Source organism: Thalassolituus sp. UBA675, from assembly GCF_002297765.1.
Classification (GTDB): domain Bacteria; phylum Pseudomonadota; class Gammaproteobacteria; order Pseudomonadales; family Oceanobacteraceae; genus Thalassolituus.
This window is the reverse complement of the sequence record NZ_DBNJ01000009.1, coordinates 289,412-308,019: the sequence shown is the minus strand read 5'-3', so window position 1 is coordinate 308,019 and position 18,608 is coordinate 289,412. Positions and strand designations below refer to the sequence as shown.

Sequence of the window (18,608 nt, the reverse complement as noted above, 5' to 3'; positions counted from 1 at the left end):
TGTTGTCGTTCGCGACGATGTATCGCAGGTTTTCGAAAAACCGCTTTCTTTTTAGATGATCCTGACCCAGCTTACTTATAGATTCCGTTCATAAGCGATTCGTAGTATCAAATATAAAGAGAGCTAACGCAATATTTTGCCCGGTTTGCGGGGGATAAAAGCGTGACGTATGAAACACTTAGAGCATTTTTCTATCAGCCACCATGAAAAAAGCGGGGCAAATGCCCCGCTTTCTCATCACTGATTCAACAAAATGCGCAACATTCTGCGAAGTGGCTCAGCTGCGCCCCAAAGGAGCTGATCGCCGACGGTAAACGCAGAAATGTATTCCGGCCCCATATTCAGCTTACGAATACGGCCTACCGGGATACTCAATGTGCCAGTCACTTTTGCCGGAGTAAGTTCCGTCATGCTGGCATCACGATCATTCGGAATCACTTTCACCCAGTCATTATGACCGGCAAGAATCTCTTCGATTTCACTGACCGGAATGTCTTTCTTCAGCTTCAGTGTCATCGCCTGGCTGTGACAGCGCATCGCACCCACACGAACACACAGACCATCGACAGGAACCTGATCATCGCTGCGGCCCATGATCTTATTTGCTTCGACCTGGGCTTTCCATTCTTCGCGGCTCTGGCCAGATTCCAGCTGAGAGTCGATATAAGGGATCAGGCTGCCCGCCAGGGGCACACCAAACTGCTCTGTTGGCAATGCATCGCTACGGATGAAGTCAGCAACCTGACGGTCGATTTCAAGAATCGCGCTGGCAGGGTCATCAAGCTTATCTTTAACTTCGTCGCGAATCGCACCCATCTGGGAAATCAGTTCACGCATGTGGCGTGCACCTGAACCAGACGCTGCCTGATAAGTCTGAGGAGCAACCCACTCCACCAGATCTTTCTCGAACAGACCGCCCAATGCGAGCAGCATCAGGCTGACAGTACAGTTACCGCCAACGTAGGTTTTAACACCTGACTCAATGCCTTTTTCGATCACATCTTTGTTCACTGGGTCGAGCACGATGATGGCGCTATCATCCATACGCAGCGAGGACGCAGCATCAATCCAGTAACCGTTCCAACCTGATTCACGCAGCTTACCGTACACTTCTTTGGTGTAATCACCGCCCTGACAGGTCAGGATCACGTCCTGTGCTTTCAGCGCGTCGATATCGAATGCATCTTCGAGCGTGCCGCAATCTTTACCTGCAAAGTCCGGAGCAGGCTTACCTTTTTGGGATGTGGTAAAAAATACCGGGTTAATCTGATCGAAGTCTTTCTCTTCCTGCATGCGCTGCATCAGGACAGAGCCGACCATTCCGCGCCAGCCGACCAGGCCAACATTCAACTGTGACATGTAATTAAACCTCCTGCAGGGCGGCTACAACCGCTTCGCCCATTTCAACGGTGGAAACTTTCTGCATACTTTCAGAGAAGATGTCGCCAGTACGCAGACCTTTATCGAGCACGTTGCTTACTGCCTGCTCAATCGCATCAGCAGCCGCGCCTTCACCCAGTGAGTAACGCAACATCATCGCAGCTGACAGGATAGTTGCCAATGGGTTAGCAATGCCCTGACCTGCAATATCAGGCGCCGAACCATGACATGGCTCGTACATACCTTTGTTGTCTTTATCCAGAGAGGCGGAAGGCAGCATGCCGATAGAACCTGTCAGCATTGCTGCAGCATCAGACAGAATGTCACCGAACATGTTCCCGGTAACCATAACATCGAACTGCTTAGGTGCACGTACCAGCTGCATCGCCGCGTTATCAACATACATGTGTGACAGTTCAACTTCTGGGTATTCTTTGCCCACTTCTTCCAGAATTTCGCGCCAAAGCACGGTCACTTCCAGAACGTTCGCTTTGTCGACTGAGCACAGCTTTTTGTTACGCTTCATTGCCGACTGGAAAGCTACGTGAGCAATACGCTTAATTTCAGACTCGCTGTAAACGTAGGTGTTGTAGCCTTCGCGCTCGCCGTTTTCCAGAGTGCGGATGCCACGTGGCTTACCGAAGTAAATACCACCGGTCAGTTCGCGTACGATCAGAATATCCAGACCAGACACCACTTCAGGCTTCAGTGAAGACGCGTCCGCCAGCTGTGGGTAAAGAATTGCAGGACGCAGATTACCGAACAATTCCAGACCAGAGCGCAGGCCCAGCAGACCTTTTTCAGGACGCAGTTCGCGATCTTCCAGGTTATCCCACTTAGGACCACCCACTGCGCCCAGCAGGATTGCGTCTGCGGCGCGGGCTTTGTCCATGGTTTCTTCTGGCAGTGGCGTACCATGTACGTCGTAGGCAGAACCACCGACCAGGCCGTCCACCAGCTCCAGACCGAGATTGAATTTTTCGTTCGCTACGTTCAGAACCTTAACGGCTTCTGCAACGATTTCCGGGCCAATACCATCGCCTGGCAGAATCAGTACGTTTTTGCTCATTTCTATTTCCTGTATGCACGCCGACCTTCTGGTCTGACGTGATAATTTTGTTAACCCGGGTTGTCACTGGGGCTTTTAATCCAGCTCGCCGTAAACCCATCCATGGGGGCTCCCTTGTGCTCTCCGACCACCATGGATGGTGGAAGTGCCGGGATCTGTATGGAACAGATCTGGCCATGGCACAAAGGGCTGGCTTAAAAGCCCCAGCAACACCCCTTAAATATTCCTAGCCGCAAGAGCTGTTGTTTCGATACACATACTCGTCGGCTTCTACAGTTAGAGTGAGTCGCATATCCGCTCGGGGACTGTGTGCCGTAAGGCCGAATCTGTTCCCGACAGATTTCGGCATTTCCTCCATCCCTGTAGGTCAAACACGGCACCCGAGCCTACAGGGACGTATTCACGGCGAGTCCCAGAGTGGAAATCGAATCACTCTTTTAGCGGCAGCTCCCCTACGCAAACAACCAAGGAGAGCTTGCGCGACGCTTCTCCTCGTACGCTTTAATTTCGTCAGCGTCCTGCAACGTCAGACCAATATCGTCCAGACCATTCAGCAGGCAGTGACGACGAAAATCGTCCACTTCAAAGGCGATCTCTTCGCCCGATGGCGTAACCACTTTCTGGTTCTCAAGATCGACAGTCAGCTGATAGCCTTCATTTGCTTCAGTCTCTTTAAACAGACGATCCACCGTCTCTTCATCCAGAACGATCGGCAGCAGGCCATTCTTAAAGCTGTTGTTGTAGAAAATATCGGCATAGCTTGGCGCAATGATCGCACGGAAGCCAAAGTCTTCCAGCGCCCAAGGTGCGTGCTCACGGCTTGAGCCACAACCAAAGTTTTCACGCGCCAGCAGCACGGATGCACCTGCGTAGCGAGGCTGGTTCAGCACGAAGTCAGGATTCAGCGGACGACCACTATTATCCGCATCCGGCTGCCCCTCATCCAGATAACGCAGTTCATCGAACAGGTTCGGACCGAAGCCAGAACGTTTGATCGACTTCAGAAACTGCTTAGGAATGATCATATCGGTATCGATGTTGGCGCGGTCCATAGGAGCGACAACACCCTGATGTACAGTAAATGCTTTCATCTCAGGTTCTCCTATTAAAATTCACGCACGTCGACAAAGTGACCAGCAATCGCAGCAGCTGCAGCCATCGCGGGGCTCACCAGATGCGTACGACCGCCGTAGCCCTGACGACCTTCGAAGTTACGGTTAGAGGTGGAAGCACAATGCTCACCGCTGCCCAGCTTGTCGGCGTTCATCGCCAGACACATAGAGCAGCCTGGCTCACGCCATTCAAAACCAGCTTCTTCGAAAACCTTATCCAGGCCTTCTTCTTCTGCCTGAGCTTTCACCAGACCAGAGCCCGGTACGACTAAGGCCTGAATCAGGCTGTCCGCCACTTTACGACCTTTCGCAACTTCAGCAGCGGCACGCAGGTCTTCAATACGGGAGTTCGTGCAAGAACCGATGAATACACGATCCAGCTTAATGTCCGTGATTTTCTGACCCGGCTTTAAGCCCATGTACTCATAAGCACGGGTAAAGCCTGAACGCTCCACATCGTCTTCAGCGTCTTCAAGCGTTGGAACCGTGCCATCAACGGTCGTCACCATCTCTGGAGAGGTACCCCAGGTCACCTGTGGTTTGATGTCTTCGGCGCGAATCTCAACGACTTTATCGAACTCAGCATCGTCATCCGACTTGAGGTCAGACCATGCAGCGACGGCTTGTTCCCACTGATCTGCTTTAGGCGCAAACGGGCGACCTTTCACGTATTCAGCAGTGATCTCATCGAACGCTACCATACCCACACGGGCACCGGCTTCGATCGCCATGTTACACATGGTCATACGGCCTTCCATACTCATAGAGCGGATAGCAGAACCACCGAACTCCATGGCGCAACCGTTACCACCGGCGGTACCGATGACACCAATCACGTGCAGAACCACGTCTTTACCGGTAATACCTTTGCCCAGCTCACCGTCGACCTTGATCAGCAGGTTTTTCATTTTGCGCTGAATCAGGCACTGAGTCGCCAGCACGTGCTCAACTTCGGAGGTGCCAATACCATGCGCCAGTGCAGCGAACGCGCCGTGGGTTGCCGTATGGGAGTCACCGCACACAACCGTCATACCCGGCAGCGTCGCGCCCTGCTCTGGGCCAACGACGTGCACGATGCCCTGACGCTTGTCGGCCATTTTGAATTCGTTAATGCCAAAATGATCGCAGTTGTCGTCCAGAGTCTTAACCTGAATACGGGATACCGGATCCTGAATACCTTCGATACCTGATTTACGCTCAAGTACGGTGGTCGGAACATTGTGGTCAGGTGTCGCCAGGTTAGCGTCTAAGCGCCATGGCTTGCGACCTGCAATACGCAGACCTTCAAACGCCTGTGGAGAGGTCACTTCGTGCAGAAGCTGACGATCGATGTATATCAACGCTGTGCCATCTTCACGGGTTTTCACCACGTGCTGATCCCAGAGTTTGTCGTAAAGAGTCTTGCCGGCCATGCTCGGTACTCCCATCTCTTTAGTTAGGTTCTCATCATTAATCACTTGCTGAATGATACCTGAGCTGATAAACAACAGAAATTCATATTTTTTCTAGTTTGAATTCCTACTGGGAATACCAGCTACTATTTAGTATCAGCTCTTCCGGGGTGTGACATGGATACACAATCGTTAAAGGCGTTTATAGCAGTCGCTGAGCAAAAGTCATTTTCAGCAGCAGCAGAGTCTTTGTATCTGACGCAATCGGCGGTCAGTAAACGTATCAAGCAACTGGAAGAGCAGCTAGGCACCACTCTATTTGATCGTCACAACAGAACCATCAGCCTGACCGAGGCTGGCGAAGCCCTGCTCCCCCGAGCGCAACATATTCTGGATCTTGTATCAGACACAGAACTTGAACTGGAGAATATATCCGGCGACATCAGCGGCAGCCTGACCTTAGCGACCAGCCACCATATCGGGCTACACCGACTACCGCCTGTTCTCAGGAAATTTGTACATGCTCACCCAAATGTGGATCTCGACCTGCAGTTTATGGGTTCTGAGCGTGCATACCAGGCGGTGAGACTACGTCAGGTCGACCTCGCACTGACAACACTGGAGCAAACACCTAAAAGTGACATTGCTGCCATCCCACTCTGGCAGGACGATATGGTATGCGTCTGTGCAGCCAATCATCGGCTGGCTGACATCCCCCAGGTCTTACTTCAGGACCTGTCGTCCGAGCCCGCCATATTGCCTGAGCCAGATACGATTACCTATCAGCTCATAAACAATGTCTTTGCTGCCGAAGGACTGACCTTAAAGGCACCCATGCCTACCAACTATCTCGAAACCATTAAGATGCTTGTCTCGGTCGGGATGGGCTGGTCGGTGCTGCCCTCATCAATGGTGAATGATGACGCTTTAACCGTAATCAACTGGCCGGGGACGAGTCTTCGCCGACAGCTTGGCGCCGTATTCCTGAAACATCGAACGCAAAGCAATGCAGCTACCGCACTGATGGACCTCCTGCACGCCAGTGCCGACGACTAAAGTAAGAACCTGACCGGCCAATAGGGGTCGTACCTTAAGGCGATTTACCTTAAGACTACTTACCTTGAGGCAGAGCAAGACGCTGACACCTGAAAGCGATATGCTCACTAAGAGAACGGACTACGCCATTGCGGCGCTGAGGAGAATATCATGCTCGATATCAATCACATTCTGGTAGTGCTGGATAAACACGACGAAGAGCAGCCTGGCCTGCAGCGCGCATGCTGGCTGGCGAACGCGCTTGATGCCGACCTGACATTAATCACCTCAGCCTGGGACAGCTTTAGCGACCAGGCCTCACAATTGGCAGACACGACCGCAAGTAGTGTGAAGCAAGCCCTCCTGCGTCAGGCGCAACTCTGGCTGGATTCGCTTACTGAGCTGGATAGCTGCAAAGGCCTGCGCGTAAATACAGAAGTTCATTGGCAGAAGCACCTGCACGATGCCGCCATTGAATCGGCTCGCGATACGGAGTTTGACCTGGTTATTAAGTCGACTCAGAAACACGGCCTGATCGATCGGCTGTTCTCGCACTCTGACTGGAACCTGATGCGCCACTGCCCGGCGCCTGTCATGATGGTTAAATCATCCGATGCCTGGAAGCACAACCGTATACTCGCCAGTATTGATGCCACCAGCTCAGACAAAGGGCACACTCTTATCAATGACAACATTTTGTCTTATGCAGAGCATCTGGCTGATCACTTTGATACGGACCTGCATATTGCAAACGCTTACCCTATGGTCGCTGTCGCCCTCGCCATGGTGCCTGAGGTTTCTCCACCAGAAGACATTCAGAATTACATTACTGACCAGCATAAAGAGGCAACAGCTCGCTGGGCCGAAAAGTTCAACGTCGCTGAAGATCATGTCCACGTACTTGAAGGTGATGCTGAACAAGTCGTGCCGGATGTGGCCGCAGAGATTGAAGCCGATCTCGTCGTCGTTGGCACTGTCGGTCGCGAAGGTCTGAGCGGTGTCCTGATTGGCAACACAGCAGAAGCGCTCGTCGATAAACTCAGTTGCGATGTATTAATCATTAAACCCAAAGACGGCGTTAATCCTGATATTGAATAGCCCACATATCGCGTAACCCCGTAAGTCGAGAGAATATGAAATCCGCTGATAAGCAGACAAAGAACCTCCTGATTATTGCGCACTGCCCCTCTGAAAATCTGGCCCGTCTCCGTGACGGGCTTATTTCTGGCATAGAAAAAGCTGGCGCTAATCTCACATTCACCGCCAAAGCACCGTTAGATGCAGGCGTCGATGAACTCATGCAAGCCGAAGGAGTTATCTTATTAACCCCTGAAAACCTGAGCTATATGTCAGGTGCAATGAAGGACTGGTTTGACCGCGTTTATTACCCGGTGCTGGACAACAAACAGGGACTCCCCTGTATAGCCATCGTACGTGCAGGCCACGATGGCACAGGCACTGTCCGCGCCCTGCAAACCATCACAACCGGATTACGCTGGCGCTGGGTTCAGGAACCAGTGGTGCTCAGAGGTGCGTGGCAGGAAGCATGGCTGGACGAAGTCGGTGAGATTGGTGAGGCCATCGCAACCGCTCTGTCAGAAGGTATTATTTAGCAGGATAAAAAAACGCCGACCCGAAGGCCGGCGTAGAGGGGGAGCAATCATAACGGTTGTTTTGCAACAACCGTAAGCTCAGATACGACATTCACGTATCAGTTCCTCAAAGTTTCATTTTCTTAAGCCTTTTTTTAATAAAACTTCTTCGATTTCGACAAGACACGCCGGATCATCGATAGTTGACGGAGTTTGGTACTCCTCACTGTTAGCGATGTTGCGCAACACCTTACGCAGAATCTTCCCTGAGCGGGTTTTCGGTAGACGCTGGACAACCACAGCATGACGGAAACTGGCAACGGCACCGATGTTGTCACGCACTCGCTGAATGACTTCGGACTCCAGAGTCGCTTCATCGATTGTCACACCATCTTTTAACAGAAGAAGACCCAGGGGTTCTTCGCCTTTGAGGTCACTGGCCTGGCCAATCACAGCGCACTCCGCAATTGCATCATGACCAGCCACAACCTCCTCCATTTCACCGGTCGACAGGCGGTGGCCTGCGACATTGATGATGTCATCGGTGCGCCCCTGAACAAACAGGTAGCCATCCTTATCGATGTAACCACCATCACCCGAAACGTAGTAGCCGTCGAAGGTACTCAGGTAACCATCCACAAAGCGGTCGTGATTGTTCCAGATCGTTGGCAGGCAGCCCGGGGGCATAGGTAATTTGATGGCAATACTGCCCTGCTCACCGGCAGGCACAGGCTTGCCGTGACCATCCAGAATTTCAACATTAAAACCAGGAGACGGACGCGTTACCGAGCCAGGCTTCGTTTCCGCAAGACCATAGCCCACGTGATTTCCCGCAATAGCCCAGCCAGTTTCCGTCTGCCACCAATGATCAACGACGGGCCGTTTCAGGTGCCCGACCACCCAGTCGTAAGTGGGTGGATCAAGGCGTTCACCGGCCATAAAAATGGTTGTTAATGCGCTGAGGTCGTACTGTCCGGCAAGAGCACACTCCGGGTCTTCCTTCCGTACAGCACGAAACGCCGTTGGTGCAGCAAATAAGGCCTTCACCTTATATTCAGCACACACCCGCCAGAAGGCTCCAGCGTCTGGTGTTTTAACCGGCTTGCCTTCATAAAAGACCGTAGTACAGCCGGTAATCAAAGGCGCATAAACAATATACGAATGCCCAACGACCCAGCCCACATCCGATGCCGCCCAGAAGACATCCCCCGGACCTATGTTATAGACGGAATCCATGGAATAACGCATCGCCACGGCATGGCCGCCATTATCGCGGACAACCCCTTTGGGCTTACCGGTAGTCCCTGACGTATAAAGAACATACAGGGGGTCCGTCGACAACACAGGCACACAGTCTGCTGGTGATGCTGACCCCAGCGCCTCTTGCCAATCCAGATCAAAACCAGCAGTCAGATCACAAGGATGCTGCTCTCGTTGCAGTACCAAACAGGAATCAGGTCGGTGACTCGCCATGGATAGCGCATCATTCACAATCGGTTTGTAGGGGATAATCCGGTCGACTTCTATTCCGCAGGAGGCCGTGACAAGCACTTTAGGCGTTGCATCATCAATACGGACGGCTAATTCGTTGGGCGCAAATCCACCAAACACCACCGAATGAACCGCCCCGAGACGAGCGCAAGCCAGCATAGCAATCGCGGCTTCAGGCACCATCGGCATATAGATAACAACCCGATCCCCCTTTTCTACGCCCCGGGCAGCCAGCACGCCTGCGAAAAGCGCCACTTCTTGGGTTAATTCACGATAGGTATAAGAGCGTTTGCTTCCAGTAACAGGCGAGTCGTAAATAAGTGCAGCCTGATCGCCACGGCCATTCAGAACGTGATAATCGAGTGCCAGAAAAGAAGTGTTCAATTCACCATCGGCAAACCAACGGTCTATTCCATTTTCATCCTGACTGAGTACCTTGGTTGGTTTTTTAAACCAGTGCACTTTCTCTGCCTGTGCAGACCAGAACGCCTTTGGATTGTCGCGAGCCTCGCGGTAATCGGTTTCATACATCATTAGCCACCTCCAGGTATTCATTCAGAATACGAAAGTCGACTAACAGCGCCTATTCGACTTAGGGATAGAATCGCGGTTGCTCTTAAAATAAAAAAGCCCGCGACTGAAACAGTGGCGGGCTTTTATATTGTCTGACTTCAGCTAAGACTTACCAGCCAGTCAGTTCCTTCAGTGTCTTACCGATATCAGCAAGGCTCTTACAGGTTGCTACACCAGCATCATTGAGCGCCGCGAATTTCTCGTCTGCTGTGCCTTTGCCGCCCGAGATAATCGCGCCGGCATGGCCCATACGCTTACCTGGAGGTGCAGTCACACCTGCAATGTAAGAAACCACAGGTTTAGTCACGTTCTCTTTGATGAAGGCTGCTGCTTCTTCTTCGGCAGTACCACCAATTTCACCAATCATTACGATGGCTTCAGTGGCAGGGTCTTCCTGGAACATTTTCAGGATATCAATGAAGTTAGAGCCCGGAATCGGGTCACCACCGATACCAACACAAGTCGACTGGCCGAAACCTTCGTCAGTGGTTTGCTTAACCGCTTCGTAAGTCAGGGTACCCGAGCGGGATACAATACCCACTTTGCCTGGCAGGTGAATATGACCAGGCATAATACCGATCTTACATTCTCCCGGAGTAATAACCCCTGGGCAGTTCGGACCGATCAGCTGCACACCAAGCTCATCGCACTTAACTTTTGCATCCAGCATATCCAGAGTAGGAATGCCTTCAGTAATACAAACGATCAGTTTGATACCGGCATTTGCCGCCTCAAGGATTGAGTCCTTACAGAACGGCGCAGGTACATAAATCACAGATGCCTCAGCCCCTGTAGCGTCAACGGCTTCAGCGACAGTATTAAACACTGGAAGGCCAAGGTGCTCAGTGCCACCTTTACCCGGTGTAACACCGCCAACCATCTTTGTGCCGTACTCAATGGCCTGCTCAGAATGGAAGGTACCTTGAGAGCCAGTGAAGCCCTGACAAATAACCTTGGTATCTTTATTAATTAAAATACTCATTATTTGCCCCCCGCAGCTTTAACCGCTTGCTCCGCAGCATCCGCAAGGCTGGTTGCTGCAATAATATTTAAACCACTTTCAGCCAGAACTTTAGAACCAAGTTCCGCATTGTTACCTTCGAGACGTACAACCACCGGCACTTTCACACCGACTTCTTTTACCGCCCCGATTACGCCTTCAGCGATCATGTCGCAGCGTACAATACCGCCGAAAATATTAATCAGAACGGCGCTGACATTTTCGTCGGAGAGAATAATTTTGAATGCTTCAACAACACGCTCTTTCGTCGCGCCGCCGCCCACATCCAGGAAGTTCGCAGGCTGGCCACCGTGCAACTTAACGATGTCCATGGTACCCATCGCCAGACCTGCACCATTCACCATACAACCAATGTTGCCATCAAGGGCGACATAGTTAAGTTCGAATTTCGCTGCGTGTGCTTCACGCTCATCTTCCTGAGAAGGATCGTGCATTTCCTGCAGATCTTTGTGGCGATACACAGCATTGCTATCGATGTTAATTTTCGCGTCGAGGCAGTGGAGATCGCCCTCATTGGTAACTACCAGAGGGTTAATTTCCAGCAATGCCAGATCTTTTTCGTGGAATAATTTAGACAGACCAAGGAAGATTTTTACAAATTGCCCTACTTGTTTTCCTTCAAGACCCAATTTAAAGGCCAGATCCCGGCCTTGGTACGGCTGCGCGCCTACTAAGGGATCAATCTCGGCTTTCAGGATTTTTTCAGGTGTTTCGTGTGCGACTTTCTCAATCTCCACACCACCTTCGGTCGATGCCATGAACACAACACGACGGGAAGAACGATCAACAACGGCACCGAGGTAGAGTTCCTGATCAATATCTGTGCAGGATTCAACCAGAATGCGAGAAACCGGCTGGCCGTTTTCATCTGTCTGATAGGTCACCAGGTTTTTACCCAGCCACTGATTAGCAAAATCGCTGATCTCTTCTTTTGAGCTGACCAGTTTCACACCACCGGCCTTACCGCGACCACCCGCATGTACCTGTGCTTTTACGACCCAACGGTCGCCACCGATTGTGTCGGCTGCTGCAGCTGCCTCTTCCGCTGTTTTTGCCGCCACTCCTTTTGAGACTAGCAGGCCGTACTGAGCGAACAGCTGCTTACCCTGATATTCGTGTAGGTTCATCGCTTTGTCCTGTTCTTACAATTTAACGTTCAGGTCTTGTCTGACGGAGACACATTGTATGGGTTCCGCCATTTCAGAAACTTGTGTGGAAAAGATAGTCCTGATTTTCTGATTAGAGAAATAAGGGGCCAATCCACCGTCGCTGTTACAGTTTAGACAGGTTGTAATAAAGCCACAAAAAAAAAGCCCGGTAAACCGGGCTTTAGTATTATGTCCTGCACACTGTGGTGCATAGACCAGCTTACTTGGCTTTAGGGCGACGATTGGCCTTATGAATGGCCTGATTGTTCACCGCAAGCGCAGCTTCATGCACAGCTTCAGAAATGGTTGGGTGTGCGAACACCATCATACCCACGTCTTCAGCGCTGGAACCGAATTCCATAGCAACAACGATCTGCTGACAAAGATCACCAGCATTCGGACCGATCACACTGGCACCAAGAATACGGTCAGTTTCAGCATCGGCGATAATCTTCACGAAGCCATCCGTATCTGCAGCGGCCATCGCCCGGCCATTAGCAGCGAACGGGAACATACCAACGTTATATTTTTCGCCATTTGCTTTCAGTTCATCTTCGGTTTTACCGACCCAGGCAATTTCTGGGTGCGTGTAAATAACAGAAGGAATGCAGTCGTAATTAATCTGCGCTTTATGACCGGCGATGCGCTCAGCAACCATGACGCCTTCTTCAGACGCTTTATGTGCCAACATAGGACCACGTACTACGTCACCTACAGCCCAGACTCCAGGAGCGTCTGTTTTACAGGTTTCGTCGACGTGAATAAAACCACGCTCATCAAGGTTAACGCCGCAGTCACCTGACAGCAGACCTTCAGTGTAAGGACGACGACCAACCGCTACGATCAGCTTGTCGAACTCTTCTGACTTTTCACCTTCAGAATCCTGATAGGTCACGGTCACTTTCTTACGCTTAACATCCGTACCAGTGACTCGTGCACCGACGCGAATATCCATGCCTTGCTTGCCAAACAGTTTCTTAGCTTCTTTAGCCACCGTCTGGTCGACAAGGTGAAGGAAATTATCCTGCGCTTCGAGAACCGTAACTTCTGAACCGAGACGACCCCATACAGAACCAAGCTCAAGACCGATAACACCGGCACCAATAACACCAAGGCGCTTAGGCACCTTAGTAAATTCCAGCGCACCGGTAGAATCAACAATAACGTCGTCGGCCAATGGCGCTGGAGGAATTTCAACCGGCACAGAACCCGTCGCGATAATTACGTTTTCTGCTTCAAGCACCTCAACGTTACCGCTGTGGTCAGTGAACTCTACCTGCTTGTTTGCAAGCAGTTTACCTGTCCCTTCAAACGACGTTACACCGTTTGCTTTAAACAGCGTCGCAACACCCATGGTCAGGTTTTTCACGATCTGTTCTTTGCGGGCCATCATCTTTTCGATGTCGATGGAGACCTTACCGGTAGAAATACCGTGCAGCTCAAACTTCTCGTGCGCTTCTTCATATTTGTGAGAGCTGTCGAGAAGTGCCTTTGAAGGGATACAACCTACGTTCAGGCAGGTGCCGCCCAGCACAGGCTTATCTTCTTTGCTGACCCATTTTTCAACACACGCAGTCTTCAGACCAAGCTGCGCACAGCGAATAGCTGCTACATAACCACCAGGACCACCACCGATGACTACAACATCAAATTGTTTGCTCATAATAAATCCTTAAATTTCCGAAACCCTATCAGATATCCAGCAACAGACGCGCTGGATCTTCGAGCAACTCTTTAATGGTTACCAGGAACTGTACTGCTTCTTTGCCATCGATCATTCTGTGATCGTATGACAGAGCAAGATACATCATTGGCTGAATAACAACTTCACCATTCACTGCCATCGGACGTTCCTGAATTTTGTGCATTCCCAGAATAGCAGTCTGAGGAGGATTCAGAATAGGCGTCGACATCAGTGACCCGAAAATACCACCATTTGTGATGGTAAAGGTGCCACCCTGCATATCATTGATACCCAGCTTACCTTCGCGGCCACGCTTACCGAAATCACCAATAGTGCTTTCAATTTCCGCCAGACCCATGCTGTCAGTATCACGCAGAACTGGAACAACCAGACCGCGTTCAGTAGAAACGGCGACACCGATATCCTGATATCCGTGGTAAACCATGTCGTTACCATCGATAGATGCGTTAACCGCAGGGAAACGCTTCAGGGCTTCAGTAGCCGCTTTCACGAAGAAAGACATGAAACCGAGTTTCACACCGTGCGCTTTTTCAAAAGTATCTTTGTACTTTTTACGCAGCTCCATAACCGGGCCCATGTTCACTTCGTTGTAGGTCGTGAGCATGGCAGCGTTCTGTTGCGCCTCGACTAAGCGACGAGCGATGGTTGCACGGAGACGAGTCATAGGAACACGTTTCTCAATGCGGTCACCTTCATCAGCCATAGGTGCAGCGGCGGCAGGTGCAGCAGGTGCCGACTTAGGCGCTTCTGCTTTTGGTTCTGGAGCAGCGGCAGGCGCCGGCGCAGAACCACCCTTCAGATGATTAACGACATCTTCTTTGGTAACACGACCGTCTTTGCCAGTCGCCTTGATCGATGACGGAGCAATACCATTTTCTTCAACCAGCTTACGCGCAGCCGGGCTCATGATGATGTCACCATCATCAGATGCTTCTGCAGTTTCAGCAGGCGCCGATTCGGTTTCATCAGGCGCTGAAGAAGACGCAGCATCCACCGCGCCCTCTTCAAAGATTGCCAGCACTTCGTCACTCAGAACCACATCGCCCTCTTCTTTATGAACGGTTTTTAATGAACCGTCCGCAGGAGCGACAACTTCGAGTACGACTTTATCCGTTTCAATATCCACCAGAAGCTCGTCGCGCTGGATGGGTTCACCCGGTTTTTTGTGCCAGGTTGCCACAGTGCCATCAGCGACAGATTCAGGAAAGGTGGGTGCCTTAATTTCGATGCTCATTCGATTTTCCTTAGAGTTCCTGCGATACGTCAGCCCTGGAGATCCAGAGCGTCACGGATTAATTTTTCCTGTTGCTCCAGATGGAGCGCCATGTAACCAGCAGCTGGAGACGCAGAGTGATCACGCCCTGCGTACTCAAGATGCCACTTTGGATTCAGGTCATGCGCGACTTTGCGCATATGGTGCTGGCTGCTGTACCAGGCGCCCATGTTCATCGGTTCCTCCTGCACCCAGTAAATGTCCTTGGCGCCTTTGTATGGCTCCAGAATCTTACCGAGGAAGTTATGAGGAAACGGATAAATCTGCTCAATCCGAATGATCGCAATATCGTCGATCTCTTCCGCGCGGCGGCGTTCAAGTAAATCGTAGTAGACCTTACCGGAACAGAGCAAAATTCTGCGGACTTTTTTCGGATTAATATCATCAATTTCGTCGAGACAAGTACGGAAGCGGCCTTCAGCCAGCTCTTCAAGCGTACTGGTCGCCAATTTATGGCGCAGTAACGACTTGGGCGACATCACAACCATTGGCTTACGCAGTGGGCGAATCATCTGACGACGTAGCATATGGTAAACCTGCGCCGGTGTTGAAGGCACACAGATCTGAACATTGTGTTCTGCACAAAGCTGCAAATAACGTTCAAGACGCGCAGACGAGTGCTCTGGCCCCTGGCCTTCGTAGCCGTGTGGCAGCAGCATAGTCAGACCACACAGACGGCCCCACTTGTGTTCACCTGACGAAATAAACTGGTCGAATACCACCTGGGCACCGTTGGCAAAGTCACCAAACTGCGCTTCCCAGATAACCAGAGTCCCTGGTGTCGTGGTTGCATAGCCGTATTCAAATGCCAGTACGGCTTCTTCAGAGAGAAGCGAGTCGTAGATATCAAACTTCGGCTGACCTTCTTCGATATGCTGAAGCGGCACATGAGTGCTCGCATCTTTCTGGTTATGCAGCACGGCGTGACGGTGAGAGAACGTACCGCGACCTACGTCCTGCCCCGTAAGGCGGATTCCGTAGCCCTGTTTAATCAGAGTGGCGTACGCCATGGTTTCTGCGAAACCCCAGTTGATTGGCAGAGCGCCTGCAGCCATCTTACGACGGTCCTCAAGAATCTTGCCGACCTGACGCTGAACTGCAAAGCCTTCTGGCGGTTCCTGAAGCTGATGCGCGAGTTCCTGCAGCTGCTTCATATCAAACTTAGTATCGCCTTTGGTCGTCCACTCATGGCCGAGGTACGGACTCCAGTCGACGAACAATTCTTTGTTCGGCTCCTTAACCAAGGACTTAACCACGTGAAGACCATTATCCAGAGCCAGTCGATACTCTTCTTCGAGCTGCTTACTGGTGTCTTCAGTCAGGACGCCCTCTTCAACCAGACGCTTCGCGTAAAGTGTACGGGTTGTCGGGTGGCTCTTAATTTTCGAGTACATCAGCGGCTGAGTACCGGATGGCTCGTCGGCTTCGTTGTGTCCGCGACGGCGATAGCAAACAAGGTCAATCACCACGTCTTTACGGAACTCGTTACGATAATCAACGGCCAGCTGAGTAACAAAAAGCACCGCTTCAGGGTCATCGCCATTCACGTGCAAAATCGGCGCCTCAACCATTTTTGCAACGTCAGTGCAGTATTCCGTTGAGCGGGTATCTTCACGCTTAGAAGTCGTAAAACCGACCTGGTTGTTAATGACGATGTGAACAGTACCGCCGGTTTTGTAAGCGCGTGTCTGAGACATCTGGAATGTCTCCATAACAACACCCTGCCCCGCGAATGCTGAGTCACCGTGAATACTGACAGGAACAACCTTTTCACCCACAGGATCACTACGACGATCCTGACGCGCACGCACCGAACCCTCAACCACTGGAGAAACAATCTCAAGGTGAGATGGGTTGAATGCCAGCGCCAGGTGAACTTCACCGCCCGGTGTCATCACGTTCGAGGAGAAGCCCTGGTGATACTTCACGTCGCCGTGAGATTCGTATTCTGCTTTACCATCAAACTCATCGAAAAGATCTGAGGTTTTCTTACCCAGTGTATTAATCAGGGTATTCAGTCGGCCACGGTGGGCCATACCGATCACGATCTCTTTTGCACCGTACGTACCGCTGCGCTGAATCAGCTCATCCATTAACGGGATAAGAGACTCACCACCTTCCAGGCCGAAACGCTTAACACCCGGATAACGAGAGCCCAGGTATTTTTCCAGGCCTTCTGCAGCCGTCAGACGCTCCAGCAGGTGCATTTTGATTTCTTCACCGTATTTCGGGTGAGAGCGGACGCTTTCAAGACGTTGCTGGAACCAGCGCTGCTCTGCGGTATTGACGATGTGCATGTATTCAGCACCCACCGTTCCGCAATAAGTGGTTTCTAACGCATCAATGATTTCTTTCAGTGTCGCCTGATCCTGACCGACAAACAGGTTTCCAGTCTGGAACACTGTATCGAGGTCAGAGCGGGTCAGGCCATGAAAATGCAGATCAAGATCAGGAACAGTCTCGCGAGTCATCAACGCCAGAGGATCAAGCTTAGCGTGCTGGTGACCACGGCCGCGATACGCATTGATCAGCTGCAGTACTTTCATCTGCTTGCGCTCGTGTTCGCTGCTCACTGGCGCGGACATCATAGGCTTAGCGCGACGCTGATTCTTTGAAATGAGTAGAAATTGATCCCGGATGGGCTTATGCGGGGTGTCGACGGTGCTGTTTTCGTCAACGCGAGGGAGTTTGTCGAAATAGTTGCGCCACTCTTCGGGCACTTCGTTTGGATCGCGGAGATAGGTTTCGAACAACTCCTCGATGTAAGCAACATTACCACCCGCTAGCTGCGAAGTGCTCCATAGTTGCTCCATTGTCAGTTCGTGCATGTATGACCACCCTGTGTCAATTTCTGAACAAGGGAATGCCACCACAGAGATGCATGCACCGACTCTAGCACAAGGCGAAGTAGAGGGTCGATCGGATAGATCGCAAGGCCTCTGAGGTAGCACCGGGATGCCCGGTTCCCTCAACTGTAAACTAGCTTAGTCAACAATGGGACTTTTTGGGTTCCATTGCGAATAAAATTGTCGACGTAAGCGGGTTGTATGTCCAACCCGACTTACGTCTCATACCACCGGTCGGAAGTGGTACCGTTACACCTGCTGTGACAGCAGCATGTTACGGATGTGTCCAATGGCGCGTGTTGGGTTCAGACCCTTCGGGCACACATTGACACAGTTCATGATTCCGCGGCAACGGAATACAGAGAACGGATCGCTCAAACCTGCCAATCGCTCTTCAGTTGACGTATCGCGGCTGTCTGCCAGGAAACGATAAGCCTGAAGAAGACCTGCCGGGCCAACGAACTTGTCTGGGTTCCACCAGAATGAGGGACAAGACGTTGAACAACATGCACACAGGATACACTCATACAGACCATCGAGCTTCGCACGCTCTTCTGGCGACTGCAGACGCTCGATAGCTGGCGCCGGAGTATCGTTATGCAGGTACGGCTTGATCTTCTCATACTGCTGATAGAACAGCGACATGTCGATAACCAGGTCGCGGATTACAGGCATGCCTGGCAGCGGGCGCAGAACCAACTTGTCCATTTTGCCTTTGGTCGCTTCAGAAATCGGAGTAATACACGCCAGACCATTCTTACCATTGATGTTCATACCATCAGAACCACACACACCTTCACGGCATGAGCGGCGGTAAGCAACAGAAACGTCCTGTTCCTTAACCAGGTGCAGCACATCCAGCACCATTACGTCTTTACCACCAGGAATGGTAATTTCGTAATCCTGCATGTATGGGGCTTCATCCTTCTCAGGGTTGTAACGATAAACACTAACTAACATATCAACACTCCC

14 protein-coding genes are annotated in these 18,608 nt (G+C 51.4%); 3 read left to right on the top strand and 11 right to left on the bottom strand.

The window, feature by feature from the left end; genetic code table 11:
- Positions 1-237 precede the first annotated feature (237 nt).
- From asd to leuC, 4 genes are all read right to left on the bottom strand, one after another.
- Positions 238-1,359: an aspartate-semialdehyde dehydrogenase gene (asd, locus tag B3007_RS05180; RefSeq protein WP_301376774.1), complete on the bottom strand. Its 1,122-nt coding sequence runs from the start codon at positions 1,357-1,359 to the stop codon at positions 238-240.
- Positions 1,360-1,363: 4 nt separating this feature from the next.
- Complete coding sequence (gene leuB / locus B3007_RS05175; protein ID WP_301376773.1) at positions 1,364-2,449, bottom strand: 3-isopropylmalate dehydrogenase; 1,086 nt, start codon at positions 2,447-2,449, stop codon at positions 1,364-1,366.
- Between the two features lie 452 nt (positions 2,450-2,901).
- A complete protein-coding gene (leuD, locus tag B3007_RS05170) occupies positions 2,902-3,540 on the bottom strand; it encodes a 3-isopropylmalate dehydratase small subunit (RefSeq protein WP_301376772.1) in 639 nt (212 codons plus the stop codon).
- A 14-nt stretch (positions 3,541-3,554) separates the two neighbouring features.
- Positions 3,555-4,973 (bottom strand): 3-isopropylmalate dehydratase large subunit, encoded by a 1,419-nt coding sequence (gene leuC / locus B3007_RS05165; protein WP_301376771.1) that lies wholly within the window; start codon positions 4,971-4,973, stop codon positions 3,555-3,557.
- A gap of 156 nt (positions 4,974-5,129) precedes the next feature.
- Here leuC and B3007_RS05160 point away from each other — a divergent pair, with 156 nt between their 5' ends.
- The 3 genes from B3007_RS05160 (at position 5,130) to B3007_RS05150 (ending at position 7,600) form a co-directional block, all read left to right on the top strand.
- Positions 5,130-6,008, top strand: a complete 879-nt coding sequence (locus B3007_RS05160) for a LysR family transcriptional regulator (RefSeq protein ID WP_301376770.1) — start codon at positions 5,130-5,132, stop codon at positions 6,006-6,008.
- Between the two features lie 150 nt (positions 6,009-6,158).
- A complete protein-coding gene (gene uspE / locus B3007_RS05155) occupies positions 6,159-7,085 on the top strand; it encodes a universal stress protein UspE (protein ID WP_301376769.1) in 927 nt (308 codons plus the stop codon).
- Between the two features lie 35 nt (positions 7,086-7,120).
- On the top strand, positions 7,121-7,600 hold the full coding sequence (locus B3007_RS05150; protein ID WP_076514767.1) for a flavodoxin family protein: 480 nt from the start codon (positions 7,121-7,123) through the stop codon (positions 7,598-7,600).
- A 114-nt stretch (positions 7,601-7,714) separates the two neighbouring features.
- On the opposite strand, the gene B3007_RS05145 is transcribed toward B3007_RS05150, so the two are convergent.
- The 7 genes from B3007_RS05145 to B3007_RS05115 form a co-directional block, all read right to left on the bottom strand.
- Complete coding sequence (locus B3007_RS05145; RefSeq protein WP_301376768.1) at positions 7,715-9,604, bottom strand: propionyl-CoA synthetase; 1,890 nt, start codon at positions 9,602-9,604, stop codon at positions 7,715-7,717.
- 148 nt (positions 9,605-9,752) lie between these two features.
- Positions 9,753-10,625 carry a succinate--CoA ligase subunit alpha gene (gene sucD / locus B3007_RS05140; protein ID WP_068436618.1) on the bottom strand — a complete coding sequence of 291 codons (873 nt, stop codon included), beginning with the start codon at positions 10,623-10,625 and terminating at the stop codon, positions 9,753-9,755.
- Positions 10,625-11,791 (bottom strand): ADP-forming succinate--CoA ligase subunit beta, encoded by a 1,167-nt coding sequence (sucC, locus tag B3007_RS05135; RefSeq protein WP_301376767.1) that lies wholly within the window; start codon positions 11,789-11,791, stop codon positions 10,625-10,627. The genes sucD and sucC overlap by 1 nt, the downstream gene beginning before the upstream one ends.
- 241 nt (positions 11,792-12,032) lie before the next feature.
- Positions 12,033-13,475, bottom strand: a complete 1,443-nt coding sequence (lpdA, locus tag B3007_RS05130) for a dihydrolipoyl dehydrogenase (protein WP_076514765.1) — start codon at positions 13,473-13,475, stop codon at positions 12,033-12,035.
- Positions 13,476-13,503: 28 nt separating this feature from the next.
- Positions 13,504-14,751, bottom strand: a complete 1,248-nt coding sequence (odhB, locus tag B3007_RS05125; protein ID WP_068441719.1) for a 2-oxoglutarate dehydrogenase complex dihydrolipoyllysine-residue succinyltransferase — start codon at positions 14,749-14,751, stop codon at positions 13,504-13,506.
- A 29-nt stretch (positions 14,752-14,780) separates the two neighbouring features.
- Entirely contained in the window at positions 14,781-17,618 is a 2,838-nt protein-coding gene (locus B3007_RS05120) for a 2-oxoglutarate dehydrogenase E1 component (RefSeq protein WP_076514763.1), read from the bottom strand.
- 267 nt (positions 17,619-17,885) lie between these two features.
- Complete coding sequence (locus B3007_RS05115) at positions 17,886-18,596, bottom strand: succinate dehydrogenase iron-sulfur subunit (RefSeq protein WP_068441712.1); 711 nt, start codon at positions 18,594-18,596, stop codon at positions 17,886-17,888.
- Positions 18,597-18,608: the final 12 nt, after the last annotated feature.

What these genes read in the sequence shown, in the direction of transcription:
- leuB (WP_301376773.1), bottom strand. Translation starts at nt 2,449, where the DNA reads ATGAGCAAAAACGTACTGATTCTGCCAGGCGATGGTATTGGCCCGGAA.
- lpdA (WP_076514765.1), bottom strand. Translation starts at nt 13,475, where the DNA reads ATGAGCAAACAATTTGATGTTGTAGTCATCGGTGGTGGTCCTGGTGGT.
- leuC (WP_301376771.1), bottom strand. Translation starts at nt 4,973, where the DNA reads ATGGCCGGCAAGACTCTTTACGACAAACTCTGGGATCAGCACGTGGTG.
- asd (WP_301376774.1), bottom strand. Translation starts at nt 1,359, where the DNA reads ATGTCACAGTTGAATGTTGGCCTGGTCGGCTGGCGCGGAATGGTCGGC.
- odhB (WP_068441719.1), bottom strand. Translation starts at nt 14,751, where the DNA reads ATGAGCATCGAAATTAAGGCACCCACCTTTCCTGAATCTGTCGCTGAT.
- uspE (WP_301376769.1), top strand. Translation starts at nt 6,159, where the DNA reads ATGCTCGATATCAATCACATTCTGGTAGTGCTGGATAAACACGACGAA.
- B3007_RS05115 (WP_068441712.1), bottom strand. Translation starts at nt 18,596, where the DNA reads ATGTTAGTTAGTGTTTATCGTTACAACCCTGAGAAGGATGAAGCCCCA.
- sucD (WP_068436618.1), bottom strand. Translation starts at nt 10,625, where the DNA reads ATGAGTATTTTAATTAATAAAGATACCAAGGTTATTTGTCAGGGCTTC.
- leuD (WP_301376772.1), bottom strand. Translation starts at nt 3,540, where the DNA reads ATGAAAGCATTTACTGTACATCAGGGTGTTGTCGCTCCTATGGACCGC.
- B3007_RS05120 (WP_076514763.1), bottom strand. Translation starts at nt 17,618, where the DNA reads ATGCACGAACTGACAATGGAGCAACTATGGAGCACTTCGCAGCTAGCG.
- B3007_RS05150 (WP_076514767.1), top strand. Translation starts at nt 7,121, where the DNA reads ATGAAATCCGCTGATAAGCAGACAAAGAACCTCCTGATTATTGCGCAC.
- B3007_RS05145 (WP_301376768.1), bottom strand. Translation starts at nt 9,604, where the DNA reads ATGATGTATGAAACCGATTACCGCGAGGCTCGCGACAATCCAAAGGCG.
- sucC (WP_301376767.1), bottom strand. Translation starts at nt 11,791, where the DNA reads ATGAACCTACACGAATATCAGGGTAAGCAGCTGTTCGCTCAGTACGGC.
- B3007_RS05160 (WP_301376770.1), top strand. Translation starts at nt 5,130, where the DNA reads ATGGATACACAATCGTTAAAGGCGTTTATAGCAGTCGCTGAGCAAAAG.